The sequence below is a fragment of the Xanthomonas prunicola genome (assembly GCF_002846205.1).
Classification (GTDB): domain Bacteria; phylum Pseudomonadota; class Gammaproteobacteria; order Xanthomonadales; family Xanthomonadaceae; genus Xanthomonas; species Xanthomonas prunicola.
This window is the reverse complement of sequence record NZ_PHKV01000001.1, coordinates 844,526-862,582: the sequence shown is the minus strand read 5'-3', so window position 1 is coordinate 862,582 and position 18,057 is coordinate 844,526. Positions and strand designations below refer to the sequence as shown.

Here is an 18,057-nt window from a genome sequence, read left to right as displayed (position 1 = left end):
TGGGATCAGGCGCCTTCCACTGAAGGAGCGTACACAGTGTCCGATCTTGATCAGGTCACGCTCAACGCCGGCGACAAGTCGGTCGTTCTGCCGGTTCTCAAGCCCACGCTTGGCAATGATTGCGTCGATATCTCAAAGCTGACCAAAGAAACCGGTCTGTTCACTTACGACTCGGGCTTCACCGCCACCGCCAGCTGCAAGTCGGCCATCACCTACATCGATGGCGACAATGGCGTGTTGCTGTATCGCGGCTACCCGATCGAACAATTGGCCGAAAAGTCCAGCTTCCTCGAGGTCTCGTACCTGCTGATGAACGGCGAACTGCCGACCGCAGACGAATTCAAGAAGTTCGACCACGAAGTGACGCATCACACGATGATGCACGAGTCGCTGAAGAACTTCCTCGGTGGTTTCCGTCACGACGCGCACCCGATGGCCATGCTGGCCGGTTCGGTCGCCTCGCTGTCGGCGTTCTACCACGACACCCTGGACCTCAACGATCCGGAACAGCGCCGCCAGGCCGCCATCCGTCTGATCGCCAAGGTGCCGACCCTGGCTGCTGCCGCGTACCGCTATTCGATCGGCTGGCCGATCCGCTACCCGCGCAACAACCTGAACTACGTCGATCGCTTCCTGCACATGATGTTCGAAGTGCCGAGCGAGCCGCTGGAGATCAACCCGGTTGTCGCCAAGGCACTGGATCTGCTGTTCATCCTGCACGCCGATCACGAGCAGAACGCCTCGACCTCGACCGTGCGTCTGGTCGGTTCGACCGGTGCCAACCCGTATGCGTCGGTCGCTGCCGGTATCACCGCGCTGTGGGGCCCGGCACATGGCGGCGCCAACGAAGCCGTACTGAAGATGCTGGAAGAGATCGGTACCGCCGACAACGTCGAGTCGGCCGTGGCCAAGGCCAAGGACAAGAACTCCTCGTTCCGCCTGATGGGCTTCGGTCACCGCGTCTACAAGAACTTCGACCCGCGCGCCAAGATCATCCGCGAGATGACCCACAAGGTGCTGGGCGAGCTGGGCGTCAACGACCCGTTGCTGGAAGTTGCGCTGAAGCTGGAAGAAGCCGCGTTGAAGGACGACTACTTCGTGCAGCGTAAGCTGTACCCGAACGTCGACTTCTATTCGGGCCTGATCTACAAGGCGCTGAATATCCCGGTGGAAATGTTCACCGTGATGTTTGCCATCGCGCGCACCGCAGGCTGGGTGTCGCATTGGCTGGAACAGCAGGTCGACCCGGAAATGAAGATCGGCCGTCCGCGTCAGATCTACACCGGCTACGACAAGCGCGATTACAAAGACGCCGGACAGCGCTAAGCGCCAGCTGGCAGATGCTTGAACGAACGCCCCGCAGTGCGGGGCGTTTGCATTTGGGGTGACTGAGAACAGGCGATCTGCAAGCGAAGAGCGGCCCACAAAGCTGTTGCGCAGCCGCCAGGCTGGCGTGGCCGGTGCTCGAATCGGCATGTGCCGGTCGATACTACGGTTGCCTGTGCGCCGTCCACGCCCACCTCACGACTGCTCGCTAGGTTCCATTAGCCCCGCTGTAAGCGCGATGCGGCCGCGGCTGTCTCAGCGCGAAGGCATGGCGCCGTCGCGCTTGCGCTCAGATCAAACGAATGATCTGGAGAGGCATTGCGGCGCCGGCCAGCAATCTTTGGAGGCGCCGCAATGATCGCCACTCAGCGCAGCAGTGGCGAGCCGTCCGGGCTGTCGTCGTCGGTCAGCAACTGTCGCACCTGCGCCGCCGATGCGCGCGGCATCGGCTTCTCGTCCAGCTGCGACAGCGGCGCCTGGCGCAACGCGTCGTAGGGCAGCACGGTCAGATCGAAGGTGAGATCCTCGGCGCTGAACAGCCACACCGGAAACTCGCCGTTGCGCTCGCGATCCAGGCGCAACCGGCGTGTACGCGATTCGGCCGGAATGCGGTGTTCTTCCAGAAACCGCTGCACCGCATCGGCATCGTCGCTGTGCAGCTGTAAGTGCACCGGCGCGTTGGCATCGGCGGTACCGTCCAGCACCGAGCCGGTCAGTCGCGGCTGGAAGGCGCTGAGAAACTCCAGCGCCCGCAGCGCGGCTTCGCGGCGTTGGCGCAGGCGCGCGCCGTGGGCCGGTCCGGCGAACAAGCGCTGGTATTGGCGCAACGCATCTTCGATCTCGCGATTGCGCGGCAGTGAGGCGTCGTCGTGAATGCCGAGCCGGCTGGCGGCCTTGAGCTTGGCTTGATGGAAATCGCGGATGCCGCCTTCAGCCATCAAGCGTGCGGCTTCGTGCGCCAAACGGTGGCGACGTTCCCGGGTTCGTGTATCGGCGTGCGCGCGTGCGTGATGCATGACCGGGCTCCCCTAATGAACCTGATCTGGACTCTACAACAGCTGCATGAAGACATGGCGAATGCGTCATGCCATTGCAATGATGCGATCGCGTAGCGGTCAGCGGGCAATGCTCCAGGGTGCGCGCGCTAGCGACGTGCAGTGGGCCTGCACGACCAATGCCGGGAATGCGGCGGCTGCACCCCATATCGGCAGACATGCAGCCGGCTCTCCAGTTCGGCCCGCCATCCACAACATTGGCAATGGCAAGCCCCTTTTCAATCGGTAACCCAAAAAATTGGGGAACCGAACAGCTGCGCTGTCACGATTCCCCACTCCAGATTCCCGAACCCGTGTCGTCAGAAGATATCGAACGCCTTCTCGTCCTGTTGTTCCTGCAGGCCGTAGTCGTAATCCTGCAGGCGGTCCAGATCTTCGTTCTTCACCCATTCGACCGCGCCATTGATGGTGGCCTGGGTCATGCCCTCGGGCGGGTCATTGGCGGCGATCGGCTTGTCCTTGAGTGCGACGCGCATGTAGTCGATCCAGATCGGCAGCGCCGCTTTGCCGCCGTACTCGCGATAGCCGAGCGAGCGGAAGTCGTCGCGGCCCACCCACACGGTGGTGACGTAGGGGCCGCCGAAGCCGGAGAACCAGGCGTCGCGGTGATCGTTGGTGGAGCCGGTCTTGCCGCCCACGTCTTCGCGCCCCAGTACCTTGGCCGCGGTGCCGGTGCCGCGCTGAACCACGTCGCGCATCATCGACACCAGCTGGTAAGCGGTGCGCGCATCGATGGCGCGTGGCGCGATCTTGGTTTCGGCGATCGCCGTCGGTGCGGTTTGTGCCGGCGTCGGCGCCGCCTCGGTTGCCGGAGCCGCAGGCGGCGTGGCTGGCGCCTGGGCGCCGAAGTTGAACCCGTCCACGACCTGGCTCACCGGCGCGGCCGTGCCGCCCTGCAACGCACAGGTGCGGCAGGCCACCGCAGGCACTTCCTTGAACACCACGTTGCCGTCGCGGTCTTTCACCTCATCCACGATCCAGGTGTCCACGCGCGATCCACCATTGGCGAACACCGCGTAGCCGCGTGCCACCGATAGCGGCGTCAGCGACGCGGTGCCCAGCGACATCGACAGGTTGGGCGGCAACTCGGCTTCCTGGAAACCGAATTGGCTGATGTATTTGCGTGCAAAATCGACGCCGATCGCATCCAAAAGGCGTACCGACACCAGGTTGCGCGATTGCACCAGCGCTTCGCGCAAGCGCATCGGGCCACGGAAACCGCCGCCGTCGTTCTGCGGCGACCAGGTCTTGCCGCGGCGGTCGCGGAACACCACCGGCGCATCCAGTACGATCGAGGCAGGGTTGAAGCCCTTCTCGAATGCGGCCGCATACACGAACGGCTTGAAGCTCGAGCCCGGCTGGCGGCGTGCCTGGGTGGCACGATTGAACTTGTTGCCGGCAAAGCTGAAACCGCCAACCAGTGCGCGCAGGGCACCGCTATTGGCATCCAGCGAGACCAGCGCGACCTGCCCGCGCGGCAACTGGTCGATGATCCATTCGCCCTCTTTTTCGCCAGCGCGGATGCGGGTGAGGTCGCCACGGGTCAGCAGCTTGGCCGGCGTTTTGCCGGCCCAGCTGCTGGCGCTAGCCGGCAGGGTCAGTTCGGTCTTGTCGCTCTGCACGACCGTGACCCCGCCATCGGGATTGATGCGCGCCACGATCACCGCGCGCAGGCCGCCCTGGGTGAACGCACCCGCGAGGTGCTTGGCCAGTGCTGGCGCGTCCGCATCGGCGGCCACATCGAAGTGCTGCTCTACGCCGTGCCAGCCATGGCGATGATCGTAAACGCGCAAGCCATCGGCGATCGCTACATCCGAACCGGTCTGCAGGGTCGAATCGATGGTCGTGGTGACGTGATAGCCCTTGTTGAGTACATCGCCACCGTACTTGGCGATCATTTCCTGACGCACCAGTTCGGCCACGTAAGGGGCGTACACCTCCACCGGCGGCTCGTGCGGCTTGGCATGCATCGGCACCGCCTTGGCGGCATCGGCTTCGGCCTGACTGACAAAGCCCAGGTCGGCCATGCGCTGCAGGACGTAGTAGTCGCGACGTTCCTGCGCACGCTCAGGGTTGCTGATCGGGTTGCCGCTGGATGGGAACTTGGGGATGCCGGCCAGCGAAGCCATCTCGTCCAGGCTCAATTCGCTCATCTTCTTGCCGTAGTAGTACTCGGCGGCGGCACCGACGCCGTAGGCGCGATTGCCGAAGAAGCTCTTGTTCAGATACAGCTCGAAGATCTCGTCCTTGCTCAGCTCACTCTCGATCTTGCGCGCCAGCAGGATCTCGGCAAGCTTGCGGGTGTAGCTGTATTCGGAACTCAGGAAGAACTGCCGCGCCACCTGCTGGGTGATGGTCGACCCACCAGGCACGCGCTTGGCATCGGTGGTGGTCAGCAGCCACACCGCGCGGGCGATGCCCTTGTAGTCCACGCCGCCGTGCTCGTAGAAGCGGGCATCCTCGGTCGCCAGGAAGGCCTGCTTCAGGCGCAGCGGCACGTCCTTCATCTGGATGGGGTAGCGCCGGGTCTCGCCATAGACGGCCATCAGGCGGCCGTCGCTGGAATAGACGTACATCGGCTCCTGCAGCTCGACCTGCTTGAGCGACTGCACGTCCGGCAACTTCGAGGAAATGGCGTAATACAGGCCGCCGGCAGCAATAGCGCCGAGCAGTGCGAGCACAACGAGCGTGGCCAGGACCCAGCCCAGCCAACGGCGAATACGGGGCATGTAAGAGAGATTCCGATTGCAGATTTCTTGGTCACAGAGTATAGATGACGCCGAGTTTGGCTGGGGCCGAACTCTGGGGATCGCAGAAGACAGCACTGGGGTCACGTCGCCGGGTCATTGCCTAGCGCGTGAAGGGCTTGTCAACTGTTAAAATTTGATTATTAATACGAGGGCGCAGACATGCGTCCAAGTGCCCGTCGGCAGGGGAGTTACCGTGGGGCTTTTACCCAAGAGTCAGTCGCCACTGATTGGTGTCGACATTAGTTCTACTGCCGTGAAGCTCTTGCAGCTATCGCGCAGCGGAAACCGTTTTCGCGTGGAACACTACGCGGTGGAACCATTGCCGCCGAACGCGGTGGTCGAAAAGAACATCGTCGAAGTGGAGGCGGTGGGCGAAGCCATTCGCCGCGCCATCAACCGTTCCGGCAGCAAGGCCAAGAACGCGGCAGCTGCTGTGGCCGGGTCGGCGGTGATCACCAAGTTGATCCCGATGCCGGCCGATCTGGACGATAGCGACATGGAGGCCCAGGTCGAACTGGAAGCCACCAATTACATTCCGTACCCGATCGAGGAAGTGAATCTCGATTTCGAGGTGCTGGGCCCGATGCCGAACAGCCCGGACATGGTCCAGGTGCTGCTGGCCGCGTCGCGTTCGGAGAATGTGGAGCTGCGCCAGTCCGCGCTGGAACTCGGCGGTCTGACCGCCAAGGTGATGGATGTGGAGGCCTTTGCGGTCGAAAACGCCTTCGCCCTGGTTGCCAGCGAATTGCCGGTGGCTGCCGACGCAGTCGTGGCGCTGGTGGATATCGGCGCCACCATGACCACGCTGATCGTGCTGCGCTCCGGTCGCAGTCTGTATAGCCGCGAACAGGTCTTCGGCGGCAAGCAGCTCACCGATGAAGTGATGCGCCGTTACGGTCTCACCTACGAAGAAGCCGGCCTTGCCAAGCGCCAGGGCGGTTTGCCGGAAAGCTATGAGGTCGAGGTGCTGGAGCCGTTCAAGGAAGCCACGGTGCAGCAGATCAGCCGCTTGCTGCAGTTCTTCTATGCGGGCAGCGAGTTCAACCGCGTCGACTGCATCGTGCTGGCCGGCGGTTGCGCCGCGCTGGCGCGCCTGCCGGAGATGGTGGAAGAGCAACTGGGCGTGACCACCGTGGTCGCCAACCCGCTTGCCCAGATGACGCTGGGTCCGAAGGTTCAGGCCCATGCGCTGGCGCTGGATGCGCCTGCATTGATGATCGCCACCGGCCTGGCCCTGAGGAGCTTTGACTGATGGCAAGAATCAATCTATTGCCCTGGCGCGCAGAGCGCCGGAAGGCGCGCGAGCGTGAGTTCTATTCGATGCTCGGCTTCGCTGCATTGGGCGGGGTGCTGTTGTCTGCATTGATCTGGTTCTATTACGACGCGCAGATCAGCGGCCAGACCGAGCGCAATGCGTTCCTGACCGCCGAGATCGACAAGGTCAAGGCGCAGAACGAAGAGATCAAGGAACTCGATAAGAAGAAGGACCGCCTGCTTGCCCGCAAGAAGGTGATCGAGGAACTGCAGGCCAACCGCTCGCAGATGGTGCACCTGTTCGATTCGCTGGTGCGCACCATTCCCGATGGCGTGGCGCTGACCAACATCAAGCAGGATGGCGACATCCTCACGCTGGAAGGTCGCTCGCAATCCAACGCGCGCGTCAGTGCGTACATGCGCAACCTGGAAAGCTCGGGCTGGATGACCAATCCGGACCTGTCGATCATCGAGGCCAAGAGCCAGGACAAGGCCGGGCAACCTGCCGCCTCGTCGATGGACACCAAGACGCTGCCGTACGTGTTCACACTCAAGGTCAAGCTGGCCAATCCGAACGAGGCTGACAAGAACGGCATCGCGCCGGGCGCAGTGGATCCGGCCGCGCCGGGCACCGCAGCACCGGGTGCAGCGCCTGCCGGTGCGACGCCTGCTGCTCCGGCAGCGGCGCCCGCGCCCGCAACGCCGCCGGCCGCTGCTCCTGCACCGACGCAGGCAGCACCGGCGCCAGCCAATCGGCCGCAGGAGGGGGCGGCGTCATGAGTAAGAAATCATTCAAGCTCAGCGATCTGGATTTCAACAACATCGGTGGTTGGCCGCAGCAGGCACGTATCGTGTTCTGCGTAGTGGTCGGCTTGTTCATCATGGTGCTGGCCTGGTTCCTGTTGATCAGCAGCAAGCGCGATGAACTCGAAGGCCTGGAAGGCACCGAATCCCAGCTGCGCACCGAGTTCGAGACCCAGCAGGGCCGCGCGGTGAATCTGGAGCCGCTCAAGCAGCAGCTCGCGCAGATGGAGCAGGTGCTGCAGCAGATGCTGCGTCAGCTGCCCAGCAAGACCGAAATGCCGGATCTGATCATCGACATCTCGCAGACCGCGTTGTCCAGCGGCCTGTCCAACGAGCTGTTCCAGCCTGGTCCGGAATCGCCGAAGGAGTTCTACGCCGAAAAGCCGATCGCTCTGCGCATGGTGGGCAGCTACCACCAGTTCGGTGCCTTCGTCAGCGGCGTGGCATCGCTGCCGCGCGTGGTGATCCTGACCATGCACGACATCAACCTCAAGCCCAAGGATCCCAAGGCCGGTATCGGCCCGCGCGGCGCGCTGGAGCTGTCCGGCACGGTCAAGACCTATCGTTATCTGGACGATGAGGAAATGGCCGAGCAGGAGAAGGCTGCGGCTAATGCTGCGAAGAAGGGCGGCCAATGACCATGAAACTGCTCAAGATCCTGTCCTGCGTGGCGCTAATTGCAGTACTGCCGGCGTGCACGCGCGGTGTGACCAGCACACCGGGCGACGCGCCGAATCTGGAAGCCTGGGTTGCCGAGGTGCGCGCGCGTCCTGCGCCGCCACTGGAACCATTGCCGGTGATGCAGCAGTTCGAGACATTCGAATATGCAGCGCAGGCGATGCGCGACCCGTTCAGCGATGCCTGGGTCAGCGCGGAAGGTGGCAACGGCACGCGTCCGGATCCGAACCGGCGCAAGGAACCGTTGGAAGCCTTTCCGCTCGACGCCCTCGACATGGTGGGGACCATTGGCGGCGGGTCGGGCCTGATCGCATTGGTGATGGCACCTGACAAGGTGACCTACCGGGTGCGCCCGGGTGTGTATCTGGGACAGAGCGATGGCCGGGTGACCGGGGTCTATGAAGACCGCATCGAGCTGATTGAACTTGTGCCGGACGGTGCGGGTGGATGGCTTGAACGGCCGGCCGCACTCGCATTGGATGATCAATAAAGTGATAGGGGATAGCACGATGACGTTTTCCAATGCCCAGCGGCTGCGTCCGGTACGACGCCACGCGATCTTCCAGGCCTGCGCGTTGGGATTCGCGCTGGCTCTGGCGAGTGGCAGCGCATTCGCCGCGGTGGCGCTGACTCAGCCCGCGCACGATCCGGCCAAGGTCGCTCCGGCGAGCCTGGCGGTCTCCAAAATCGATTTCAAACGCGGCGAAGACGGCACTGGCCGCCTGATACTGCAGTTCGACGGCCAGGGCGCGAGCCCGGATCTGCGGACGCAGGGCGATAGCGTGCTGGTGGACATCAGCAACGCCAGGCTGCCTGCCGAGCTGCAACGCCCGCTCAATGTCACCGACTTTGCAACGCCGGTGCAGCGCGTGGAAGTGAAGCCGTCGGGTTCCGGTTCGCAGCTGGTGCTGTCGACCAAGGGCGCCTTCGATTCGCTGGCCTACCAGACCGGCAACGAATACGTGGTGGAAATCACCCCGCGCAAGGGCCAGCCGGCGGTTGGCGGTGTGAGCCCGGCAGCAGTCACGCAGGCTGCCGCGCAGATCGCCGCGCGCGGCTACAGCGGCCGCCCGGTGACGTTCAACTTCCAGGACGTGCCGGTGCGCACCGTACTGCAGCTGATCGCCGAAGAGTCCAACCTCAACATCGTCGCCTCCGACACCGTGCAGGGCAATGTCACATTGCGCCTGATGAACGTGCCGTGGGACCAGGCGCTGGACATCGTGTTGCGCGCCAAGGGCCTGGACAAGCGCCGCGACGGTGGCGTGGTGTGGGTCGCCCCGCAGCCGGAACTGGCCAAGTTCGAGCAGGACAAGGAAGACGCCCGCATCGCGATCGAGAACCGTGAGGACTTGATCACCGATTATGTGCAGATCAATTACCACAATGCGGCAGTGATTTTTAAGGCGCTGACCGAGGCGAAGGGGATTGGCGGTGGTGGTGGTGGTGGTGGTGGTCAGGGTGGACAAGGTGGTGCCGGGCAGCAGGACAATGGCTTCCTGTCGCCGCGCGGCCGTTTGGTTGCCGACGAGCGCACGAATACCTTGATGATCAGCGACATTCCGAAGAAGGTCGCGCAGATGCGCGAACTGATCTCACATATCGATCGCCCCGTGGATCAGGTGTTGATTGAGAGCCGGATCGTCATTGCGACCGATACATTTGCGCGTGATTTGGGTGCACGGTTCGGTGTCTCGGGCGCGACCGGGCGCGGAATCCTGAGCGGTTCGCTGGAAAGTAATGTGAATTACCAAAATACATCGGCCCAGCGCGCCAACGAACTGGCGAGTACCGCGACTGCAACCTCGCCTGGAACCAGTAATACCATCCCGCAATTTCTGTTTCCGTCAGGTTTGAATATTGATCTTGGAGCTGGCGGTTTTACAAACAGTGGCGCCGCTGGTCTGGCCTATACCTTGTTGGGCTCGAATTTCAATCTGGATATCGAGCTTTCTGCCATGCAGGAAGAAGGGCGCGGTGAAGTCGTCTCCAACCCTCGCATCGTGACTGCAAATCAACGCGAAGGCGTGATCAAGCAAGGTCGCGAAATTGGCTACGTCACGATTAGTGGTTCTGGCGCAGGTGGTGGCTCACAGGCTAATGTTCAGTTTAAAGAAGTCTTGCTCGAACTGAAAGTTACGCCAACGATCACCAATGATAATCGTGTTTTCCTCAACATGAACGTCAAAAAAGACGAGGTGGCTCGATTTATTACGCTGCCGCAGTACGGTACCGTGCCGGAAATTAATCGCCGCGAAGTCAATACTGCCGTTCTGGTGGCAGATGGTGAGACGGTCGTTATCGGCGGTGTTTACGAGTTCACCGATCGTGAGAGTGTCGCAAAGGTTCCTTTCCTGGGTGACATTCCGTTCTTGGGGAATTTGTTCAAAAAGCGTGGTCGTAGCAAGGAAAAGGCAGAGCTTCTTGTGTTTGTAACGCCCAAGGTGCTTCGTGTGGCTAGCGCAACCCGCTAAGTCTTGCACTGGCTACAGGAAAAAGAGGTCGCGAAAGCGGCCTCTTTTTCGTTGTGGGGCATGAGTGCTGAGGCGCATATGGCACTCTATCTTTAAGGCGTTCCTTCAAAATTTTCTTGACGTGGATCAGTGGCGTGGATGCCTTTAAATCGTGATGCGATCCCAGGAGCGGTGCCTGGTTACTATTCTTAAAATCTACTTGTTGCATCCGAACTCGTTTGTCGCTTTGTAAGATGTGTTGAATGGCGGGCATAACGCCAAGCAATGGAGAAGGATGCCGATATGTTGTCCCGGGCCGCGGCATCAGCCCTCGGGGCGGTAACCTTCTCCGGCTCAGCCTTCGTGACGTACTGCAAATGTTTGGCCTTCACTGAACGTGGTGCCATCGGCAATTGAACCAATCGCGTTCGAATCGGTCACACTGAGCCTATGAACGCACCGCCGCTGCTCCCCCCCGAAGCCGTTGCCGCGCCCGCCGAGGACCGGCTGCATCGTCAATTCACCTTGCTGCGCGAGTCGCTGGCACAGCGCATCGTTGGTCAGTCCGCGCTGGTCGAACGGCTGCTGATCGCCTTGCTGGCCGATGGCCATCTGCTGGTCGAGGGTGCGCCTGGCTTGGCCAAGACCACTGCGATCCGTGCGCTGGCGTCGCGGCTGGAGGCGGACTTTGCGCGGGTGCAGTTCACCCCGGACCTGCTGCCGGCCGATCTGACCGGTACTGAGATCTGGCGCCCGCAAGATAGCCGGTTCGAGTTCATGCCCGGGCCGATCTTCCACCCGATTTTGCTGGCCGACGAAATCAACCGCGCACCGGCCAAGGTGCAGTCCGCGTTGCTGGAAGCGATGGGCGAGCGGCAGGTCACGGTCGGCCGGCATACCTATGCGCTGCCGCAGCTGTTTCTGGTGATGGCGACGCAGAACCCGATCGAGCAGGAGGGCACGTTCCCACTGCCCGAAGCGCAGCTGGATCGCTTCCTGATGCATGTGCGCATCGGTTATCCGCAGGCCGACGCCGAGGCGGAGATCCTGCGGCTGGCACGTGAGGCCGCCCGCGATACGCTGGAAAAGCACGAGACCGTGCCCGACAAGATTCCGTTGGAAGATGTCTTCGCGGCGCGCCGCGTGGTGCTGGATGTGCATCTGGCGCCGCAGTTGGAGCGCTATCTGATCGAAATTGTGCTGGCCTCGCGCGATGCGCAGCGTTACGACCCTGCACTGGCGCGGCGGATCGCGTGGGGTGCCAGCCCGCGTGGTTCGATTGCGCTGGAGCGCTGCGCGCGTGCGCGTGCGTGGCTGGCCGGGCGCGACTACGTCACGCCGGACGATATCCGCGCCATTGCGCCGGACGTGCTGCGGCACCGCGTGCTGCCCAGCTACGAGGCCACAGCCGAAGGCTGGGATGGCGAACGTCTGGTTGCCGCATTGCTCGAAAAGATTCCGCTGCCCTGATCGGGCAGCGTCGCCGAGGTATGCCGCCCTCTCGCCAGACGCCGATGTCTTCGATGCCGTTCTCGTTCCCTGCAACCGCCCCGTCGCCTGTCGCTGGCGATGGGCTACGTCCAACGCTCGCGGAATTGATTGCGCTGCGCGGCACTGCAGTTCATCGCGGTCAACCGGGACGCGGCCGGCATGGGGTGGTGGGGCCGGTGCCTGCCGCCACGCGCGGGCGCGGCATGGAGTATGCCGAGTCGCGTGAGTACGTGGCCGGCGATGACGCGCGGCATATCGATTGGCGCGTCACCGCGCGAACCGGGCGAGCGCACACCAAGATATTTCAGGCCGAGCGCGAGCGCTTGAGCCTGATCGTGGCCGATACCTCGCCCGCACTCTTCTTCGGTACGCGCGTGCGTTACAAGTCGGTGCAGGCCGCACGTGCTGGCGCCGTCGCAGCATGGTTGGCGCAGCGCCAGGGCGACCGGATCGCAGCATTGCGTGGCACCGCCGGCGAGGCGCCGGTGGCGCCGCGTTCGGGGCAGCGAGGCGTATTGCCGGTGCTGGATGCATTGGCGCGTTGGTATGCGCAGCCGCCGTCCGGCGATGCGGGGCTGGATGTCGCGCTGGATCATGCTGCGCGCCTGTTGCGCCCCGGCGCGCGCCTGACCGTGCTGGCCGATGCGCGCAGTGCCGGTGCTATTTCTGCCACGCGTTGGTCGGGGCTGGCCTTGCATCACGAGGTGGTCGTGATCGTGCTGGTCGATCCGCTGGAGCTTGCACCACCGGCACGTGCACTCACCTTCGACGTGGGTGGCGAGCGCATCGCCATCGATCTCTCCACGCAGGCCGGGCGAGCACGCTGGCATGGGGAATTTGTCGCGCCACTGGATCAGTTGAGCGCGCTCTTGCAGGCACGCGGCGTTCGCCTGCATCGACTGTCCACCGACGACGCCAGCGATGCGTGGTTGGGCGGCAGCGCCACCGTACGGAGTCGCTGACGATGTCGCCGCAATCGCTGCCGCTGCGTGATGTCCATCTGCCGCCGTCGCCATCGTGGTGGCCGCTGGCGCCTGGCTGGTGGTTGGTGATCGCGGTCATCGTGCTGGTGCTCGCTGGCGCCTGGGTCTGGTGGTGGCGCCGTCGTCAACGGCAGCGCCGCTGGCTGGCTGCCTTCGATGCGGAATTACAGCGCGCCACCACGCCCGCACAGCGTCTGGCGGCTGTGTCGTTGCTGTTGCGGCGAGCGGCGCGCCGGGTCGATCCGCAGGCCGATCGCTTGCAGGGCGATGCGTGGTTGCAGTTTCTGGATGGTCGCAAGAGCAAGGACCACGTGTTTTCACACGGCCCCGGTCGGGCCGTGCTGGAAGGCGGCTTCCAGCGTGCGCCCGCGGTGAGCGATCTGCCTGCGATAGAAGCGCTGGCGCGGCAGCGCTTTGTGGCGCTGATGCGGGGCCGGCGATGAACTGGTTGCAGTGGTCGCAGTGGCAGGATGCGTTGGCGCACTGTGCATGGCCGTGGGCATGGTGGTTGATGCCATTGCCGTTGCTGATGTGGTTCTGGCCGCAACGTCGCACCGATGCGGCTGCGCTACGTGTGCCGTATGCGGAGCAGTTGCAGGCGGTAGCGCAGGCGAAAAGCGCGTCGTCGTCGTTGCGGATGCCGCGTTGGCTGGCGTGGCTGGGTTGGTTTTTGTTGTGTGCCGCGCTGGCGCGTCCGCAGCAGCTGGGCGAAGTGATTCAGCCACCGCGCGAGGCGCGCCAGATGATGTTGGCGGTGGATCTTTCGGGGAGCATGAGCGAGCCGGACATGGTGCTCGGCGGCAAGGTGGTGGACCGGCTCACTGCCGCCAAGGCCGTGCTGTCGGACTTTCTGGATCGGCGCGACGGCGACCGCGTTGGCTTGCTGGTATTCGGCCAACGCGCGTATGCGCTGACACCATTGACTGCGGATCTGACCTCCGTGCGCGATCAATTGAGCGATAGCGTGGTGGGTTTGGCCGGGCGCGAAACCGCGATTGGCGATGCGATCGCATTGTCGGTCAAGCGCCTGCGCGAACAGAAGCAGGGCCAGCGCGTGGTGGTATTGCTCACCGATGGCGTCAACACCGCCGGCGTGCTGAATCCATTGAAAGCCGCAGAACTGGCCAAGGCCGAAGGCGTGCGCGTACACACCATCGCGTTCGGGGGCAGTGGCGGTTACTCCTTGTTCGGCGTGCCGATTCCGGCCGGCGGCAATGACGATATCGACGAAGACGGGTTGCGCAAGATTGCGCAGCAGACCGGAGGACGTTTCTTCCGTGCCCGCGACACCGAAGAACTCGCCGGCATCTATGCCGAGCTGGATCGGCTGGAACCGGTCAAGGGGCTCGGGCCTTCGGTGCAGCCGCGCGTGGAGCGCTACTCCTGGCCATTGGGCGCGGCCATCGTCATTGCGCTGGTGGCCTATGTGCTGCCGCGGAGGTGGCGATGAACGCGTTGACCGAGCTGGCCGGGTCGCTGCAGGCGTTACATCTCATGCGTCCGATGCTGATGTGGGCGCTACTGGCGATCGCGCCGGCGGCGGCGTTGTGGCACTGGCGTCGCCGCGATGCCGACGTCTGGCGGCAAAGCGTGGATGCGCATTTGCTGTCGAAATTATTGGTCTCCGGCGGTCGGCGCGGATGGTTGGGGTTCGTGCTTGCCGCACTGACGTATGCGCTGGCCGTGGTGGCGATGAGTGGACCGAGTTGGCGCCAGACCGAGCGCCCGGTCTATCAATCCAGCATGCCGCTGGTGGTGGTGCTGGATCTATCGTCCAGTGCCAACGCAACCGACCTGCCGCCATCGCGTCTGCTGCAGGCGCGCGCGAAATTGGCGACGCTGCTGCGTAAACGCGCCGGTGGCGAGGTCGCATTGTTGGTCTATGCGGGCGAGAGCTTCACGGTTGCGCCGCTGACCGAAGACAGCGCCAATGTAGCCTTGTTTCTGGATGCGCTTTCGCCGTCGGTGATGCCGGTGGACGGCAAGCGTGCGGACCGGGGCATCGCTGCGGCCGCTCAGTTGTTGCAGCAAGCTGGCTTCAAACAGGGCGCAATTCTGCTCGTCAGCGATAGTGCCGATCGTTCTGCCGAAAGTGCCGCGCGCACGGCGCGTTCGCGCGGCTTCACCGTCTCTGCGCTCGGCGTTGGCGGCGAGCGCGGCGCAGCGTATCGCATGGCCAGCGGCGAGATTGCGCAGGCCAAGCTCGACGAAGGCAGTCTGCGCGACCTGGCCGGGCAGGGCGGTGGACGGTATGCACGCATCGCACCGGACGATGCGGATCTGCGCGCCTTGGGCGTGCTCGATCCGTCGCAACAGCCGTTGGCCGAGGAAACTGCCGAGTCCGATGGCGGCAAAACCTGGCTCGACGAAGGCTATTGGCTGGTGCTGCCGGTGATGCTGCTGGCCCTGCTGGCGTTCCGTCGTCGTGCGGTGGTGGCAGTGCTGGCGATGGTCTGCGTGCTGCCGCTGGCGCAGTCCGCGCACGCGGCCGATGGCACCTTGTGGCAGCGTGCCGATCAGGTGCAACAACAACGTCTGGATGCCGGCGTGCAGGCGTATCGCAAGGGTGATTTTGCAGCGGCACAGAAGGCCTTCGAAGCGGTGCCAACCGATGAGGGGCTGTACAACCTCGGCAACGCGCTGGCACGGCAGGGCCAGTACGACGCCGCGATCGCAGCCTACGATCGTGCGCTCAAGCAACATCCGAAGCAGCAGGATGCCATCGCCAATCGCGCGGCGGTCGATGCGGCGCGTAAGCGTCAGCAGCAGAACAACACCGATGGCAAAGGCCAGGACGGCAAAGGCCAGTCCAAGGATCAGAAACAATCTGGTCAGGATGGGAAAGGGCAACAGCAGTCGGGCCAGAATCAGCAGGACACGAAATCCGGCCAGGATGGGCAGAACCCGCAGGACGGTAAGAACCAGCCCTCTGATGCGCAGCCGCCGCAGGACGGCAAGTCGCAAGAGGCGCAGTCCAGAAACGGGCAGGGCGAGCAACGCAAGCAGGACACGCCGCCGCAGTCTGCCGATGCCAAGGCGCAGCAGCAGGCCGATGAGGCACAGCGTCGCAAGATGCAGCAGGCCATGGCGCAGGCGGGCGACAAGCAGGCGGATGCAAGCGGCAAGCAGGAGGCCGCAGCCGCCAGCGAGACACCGGAACAACGCGAGCAACGTCAGGCGGTGGACGCCTGGCTGCGGCGGGTGCCGGACGATCCGGGCAGCCTGCTGCGCACCAAATTCAGGCTCGAATACGAACGCAGGCAACGGGACGGACGATGATCGGCAGACACCACTTGCGTCGCGCGGCGATCGGCATGCTGGCCAGCGTTGCACTGTTGGCGTGCGCGCCGGCGGGTGCAGTGACGCGCGCGTGGCTGGATCGCGACAGCGTCAATGTCGGCGACGTGGCGATGTTGAATATCGAAACCGATCAACGCGGCGTCGATCCGGATTACACGCCACTGCGCAGCGATTTCTCGCTGGGTGCCAAGAGCGCGAATCAGCAGATGCAGGTGACCAATGGTTCGGTGACGGTGCGCGCCTTGTTCGGTGTGGTGCTGACCCCGCGCAAGAGTGGGGAACTGATCGTACCGGCGATCCGCGTAGGCCACGAGCGCACCGAGCCGCTGCGCTTGCAGGTGGTTGGGTCGGCGAACGATGCCGCCAGCAGTTCCGGCAGTGCTGCCGGCGCGCCGAGTGCGGCGCAGGGCAATGAAGAGGCCTTCGTCGAAACCCGGGTGGACGACACGCAGCCCTACGTGCAGCAAAGCGTGGGCGTGGTGGTGCGGTTGTACTTCGCCAACCAACTGGCATCGGGCGAGCTGGATCTTGAAGCTCCCGATGGTGCATCGATGCAGCGCGTCGGCGATGACGTCAGCTCGGTCAAGGTGCTCAATGGACGCCAGTACAATGTGGTGGAGCGGCGCTATCTGCTGGTGCCCGAGCGCAGCGGCCGTCTGCTGCTGCCGCCGGCGCGCTTCAACGGGCGTTCGGTGGGCGGGTTTTTCGACGATTACTTCGGGCGCGGCAATGGTGAGCTGAGTGCGCGCAGTGCCAGCATTCCGCTGCAGGTGCGTGCGCAACCGGCCAACGCGCCGCAGCCGTGGCTGCCGTTGCGCAGCCTGCAGTTGCGCTACACGACCACGCCACAGCGGGCGACCGCCGGTGAGGCGGCGCAATTGGTCGTGGAAGCCAGTGCGCGCGGCGCTACTCAGGCGCAGTTTCCCGAATTGCCGACGCCCAGCGTGCCCGACGCGCAGGTCTTCGCCGAGCCGCCGCAGGTTGAAGAACGCTTCGTGGACGGCTCGCCGCAGCTGCGATTGACCCGACGCTATTCGATCGTGCCTAACCGCGCCGGTCCGTTGGTGGTTCCCGGGTTGCAGGTGGCATGGTGGGATGTGGCCGCAGGCGCAGCCAAGACTGCGGCGCTGCCCGATCTGACGCTGGATGTCGCGGCGGGCAGCGGCGCGTTTGCGACACCTGCGCCGTCACCAGCTGTGAACCCGGCGCCCGATCAATCGGCGCCGACGACGGATCGCACGCTCGCCCTGCAACCGCCATCGTCTGCGCGCGCCCCATGGGGCTGGATCGCGGCCGCGATCGGGTTTGCGTTTTTGTGGGTCATCACGCTGGTGTGGGCGTTGATGCGTCGGCGTGGTACTTCGAGCGGTAGATCAAGCGGCAATGACGGTAATGGCAGCGCTGTGCCCGTTGCTGGCAGACGCGCGACCCACGGCGTGGCTGAGTTGCGCCGTGCGCTCGATACCGGCGGCATGGATGATGTGGCGGCGGTGCTCTGCGGCATGGCCGGCGTTGCCGACATCGACGCAGTGTTGGCAGCGTTGGCAGACCCAGCGCAGCGTGCAGCCGTGGCGCGCATGCAACGCGCGCGCTGGGGCGGCGATGGCGATGTGACCGGCGCGCGCACCGCCTTGCGCGAGGCATTCGCCAAGGGGCCGCGTTGGCGGCATGCGAGCGCGGCCGAGCCGGAGGTGCTGGCGCCGTTGTACCCGCCTGCGCCTTGATTGACGGCGGCCTGGAGTGACCGAGACATCGCTGTGCAGCTCTCGCGTGGCTCCAGCCGGTGTGACGCATGGTCTGCAACGAACGGTACTTCGATTTTTTGGGTGCAATCCGCATTCGCATGGCAGCTGTCGGCTACGTTTTCATCGGTCGCTTTGACGCGTTTTTGGGAGGGTGACACTGCCTTGCAGCGCTGATAACGCGTTGATGTTGGATGCGCGTGATCTTCCAATGGTGTGGC

General features: G+C 63.9%; 14 protein-coding genes and 1 other RNA gene. 13 read left to right on the top strand and 2 right to left on the bottom strand.

What is annotated here, in order from left to right:
- The first annotated feature begins 36 nt into the window (after positions 1–36).
- Together XpruCFBP8353_RS03805 and XpruCFBP8353_RS03800 are read left to right on the top strand one after the other, a co-directional pair.
- On the top strand, positions 37–1,326 hold the full coding sequence (locus tag XpruCFBP8353_RS03805; protein WP_010377097.1) for a citrate synthase: 1,290 nt from the start codon (positions 37–39) through the stop codon (positions 1,324–1,326).
- Between the two features lie 148 nt (positions 1,327–1,474).
- A non-coding RNA gene (locus XpruCFBP8353_RS03800) (sX9 sRNA) lies at positions 1,475–1,550 on the top strand.
- A 141-nt stretch (positions 1,551–1,691) separates the two neighbouring features.
- Here XpruCFBP8353_RS03800 and XpruCFBP8353_RS03795 read toward each other — a convergent pair.
- Together XpruCFBP8353_RS03795 and XpruCFBP8353_RS03790 are read right to left on the bottom strand one after the other, a co-directional pair.
- Positions 1,692–2,342 carry a hypothetical protein gene (locus tag XpruCFBP8353_RS03795; RefSeq protein WP_101361972.1) on the bottom strand — a complete coding sequence of 217 codons (651 nt, stop codon included), beginning with the start codon at positions 2,340–2,342 and terminating at the stop codon, positions 1,692–1,694.
- Positions 2,343–2,680: 338 nt separating this feature from the next.
- Positions 2,681–5,110, bottom strand: coding sequence for a penicillin-binding protein 1A (locus XpruCFBP8353_RS03790; protein WP_162300932.1), 2,430 nt, complete (start codon positions 5,108–5,110; stop codon positions 2,681–2,683).
- Positions 5,111–5,324: 214 nt separating this feature from the next.
- On the opposite strand from XpruCFBP8353_RS03790, the gene XpruCFBP8353_RS03785 reads away from it, so the two are divergent.
- From XpruCFBP8353_RS03785 to XpruCFBP8353_RS03735, 11 genes are all read left to right on the top strand, one after another.
- Positions 5,325–6,383: a pilus assembly protein PilM gene (locus XpruCFBP8353_RS03785; RefSeq protein WP_101361970.1), complete on the top strand. Its 1,059-nt coding sequence runs from the start codon at positions 5,325–5,327 to the stop codon at positions 6,381–6,383.
- Positions 6,383–7,165, top strand: a complete 783-nt coding sequence (locus XpruCFBP8353_RS03780) for a PilN domain-containing protein (protein WP_101361969.1) — start codon at positions 6,383–6,385, stop codon at positions 7,163–7,165. The genes XpruCFBP8353_RS03785 and XpruCFBP8353_RS03780 overlap by 1 nt, the downstream gene beginning before the upstream one ends.
- A complete protein-coding gene (locus XpruCFBP8353_RS03775) occupies positions 7,162–7,827 on the top strand; it encodes a type IV pilus inner membrane component PilO (RefSeq protein ID WP_101361968.1) in 666 nt (221 codons plus the stop codon). The genes XpruCFBP8353_RS03780 and XpruCFBP8353_RS03775 overlap by 4 nt, the downstream gene beginning before the upstream one ends.
- Positions 7,824–8,357, top strand: a complete 534-nt coding sequence (locus XpruCFBP8353_RS03770) for a pilus assembly protein PilP (protein ID WP_007974439.1) — start codon at positions 7,824–7,826, stop codon at positions 8,355–8,357. Before XpruCFBP8353_RS03775 ends, XpruCFBP8353_RS03770 begins: the two co-directional genes overlap by 4 nt.
- 19 nt (positions 8,358–8,376) lie before the next feature.
- Positions 8,377–10,341 (top strand): type IV pilus secretin PilQ, encoded by a 1,965-nt coding sequence (locus tag XpruCFBP8353_RS03765; RefSeq protein WP_101361967.1) that lies wholly within the window; start codon positions 8,377–8,379, stop codon positions 10,339–10,341.
- Positions 10,342–10,770: 429 nt separating this feature from the next.
- Complete coding sequence (locus tag XpruCFBP8353_RS03760) at positions 10,771–11,790, top strand: AAA family ATPase (protein WP_101361966.1); 1,020 nt, start codon at positions 10,771–10,773, stop codon at positions 11,788–11,790.
- A gap of 20 nt (positions 11,791–11,810) precedes the next feature.
- Positions 11,811–12,773, top strand: coding sequence for a DUF58 domain-containing protein (locus XpruCFBP8353_RS03755; protein WP_101361965.1), 963 nt, complete (start codon positions 11,811–11,813; stop codon positions 12,771–12,773).
- A 2-nt stretch (positions 12,774–12,775) separates the two neighbouring features.
- Positions 12,776–13,237 carry a DUF4381 domain-containing protein gene (locus XpruCFBP8353_RS03750; protein WP_101361964.1) on the top strand — a complete coding sequence of 154 codons (462 nt, stop codon included), beginning with the start codon at positions 12,776–12,778 and terminating at the stop codon, positions 13,235–13,237.
- The gene (locus XpruCFBP8353_RS03745) at positions 13,234–14,244 is read left to right on the top strand and encodes a vWA domain-containing protein (protein WP_101361963.1); all 1,011 of its coding nucleotides are present in this window, start codon (positions 13,234–13,236) and stop codon (positions 14,242–14,244) included. Before XpruCFBP8353_RS03750 ends, XpruCFBP8353_RS03745 begins: the two co-directional genes overlap by 4 nt.
- On the top strand, positions 14,241–16,073 hold the full coding sequence (locus tag XpruCFBP8353_RS03740; protein ID WP_101361962.1) for a VWA domain-containing protein: 1,833 nt from the start codon (positions 14,241–14,243) through the stop codon (positions 16,071–16,073). The genes XpruCFBP8353_RS03745 and XpruCFBP8353_RS03740 overlap by 4 nt, the downstream gene beginning before the upstream one ends.
- Positions 16,070–17,818, top strand: a complete 1,749-nt coding sequence (locus XpruCFBP8353_RS03735; RefSeq protein ID WP_101361961.1) for a BatD family protein — start codon at positions 16,070–16,072, stop codon at positions 17,816–17,818. The genes XpruCFBP8353_RS03740 and XpruCFBP8353_RS03735 overlap by 4 nt, the downstream gene beginning before the upstream one ends.
- The last annotated feature ends 239 nt before the right edge of the window (positions 17,819–18,057 follow it).

Bases quoted from the DNA above. Each gene is read 5' to 3' on its own strand.
- XpruCFBP8353_RS03775 (WP_101361968.1), top strand. From the start codon at position 7,162: ATGAGTAAGAAATCATTCAAGCTCAGCGATCTGGATTTCAACAACATC.
- XpruCFBP8353_RS03760 (WP_101361966.1), top strand. From the start codon at position 10,771: ATGAACGCACCGCCGCTGCTCCCCCCCGAAGCCGTTGCCGCGCCCGCC.
- XpruCFBP8353_RS03780 (WP_101361969.1), top strand. From the start codon at position 6,383: ATGGCAAGAATCAATCTATTGCCCTGGCGCGCAGAGCGCCGGAAGGCG.
- XpruCFBP8353_RS03765 (WP_101361967.1), top strand. From the start codon at position 8,377: ATGACGTTTTCCAATGCCCAGCGGCTGCGTCCGGTACGACGCCACGCG.
- XpruCFBP8353_RS03735 (WP_101361961.1), top strand. From the start codon at position 16,070: ATGATCGGCAGACACCACTTGCGTCGCGCGGCGATCGGCATGCTGGCC.
- XpruCFBP8353_RS03740 (WP_101361962.1), top strand. From the start codon at position 14,241: ATGAACGCGTTGACCGAGCTGGCCGGGTCGCTGCAGGCGTTACATCTC.
- XpruCFBP8353_RS03790 (WP_162300932.1), bottom strand. From the start codon at position 5,110: ATGCCCCGTATTCGCCGTTGGCTGGGCTGGGTCCTGGCCACGCTCGTT.
- XpruCFBP8353_RS03745 (WP_101361963.1), top strand. From the start codon at position 13,234: ATGAACTGGTTGCAGTGGTCGCAGTGGCAGGATGCGTTGGCGCACTGT.
- XpruCFBP8353_RS03750 (WP_101361964.1), top strand. From the start codon at position 12,776: ATGTCGCCGCAATCGCTGCCGCTGCGTGATGTCCATCTGCCGCCGTCG.
- XpruCFBP8353_RS03795 (WP_101361972.1), bottom strand. From the start codon at position 2,342: ATGCATCACGCACGCGCGCACGCCGATACACGAACCCGGGAACGTCGC.
- XpruCFBP8353_RS03755 (WP_101361965.1), top strand. From the start codon at position 11,811: ATGCCGCCCTCTCGCCAGACGCCGATGTCTTCGATGCCGTTCTCGTTC.
- XpruCFBP8353_RS03770 (WP_007974439.1), top strand. From the start codon at position 7,824: ATGACCATGAAACTGCTCAAGATCCTGTCCTGCGTGGCGCTAATTGCA.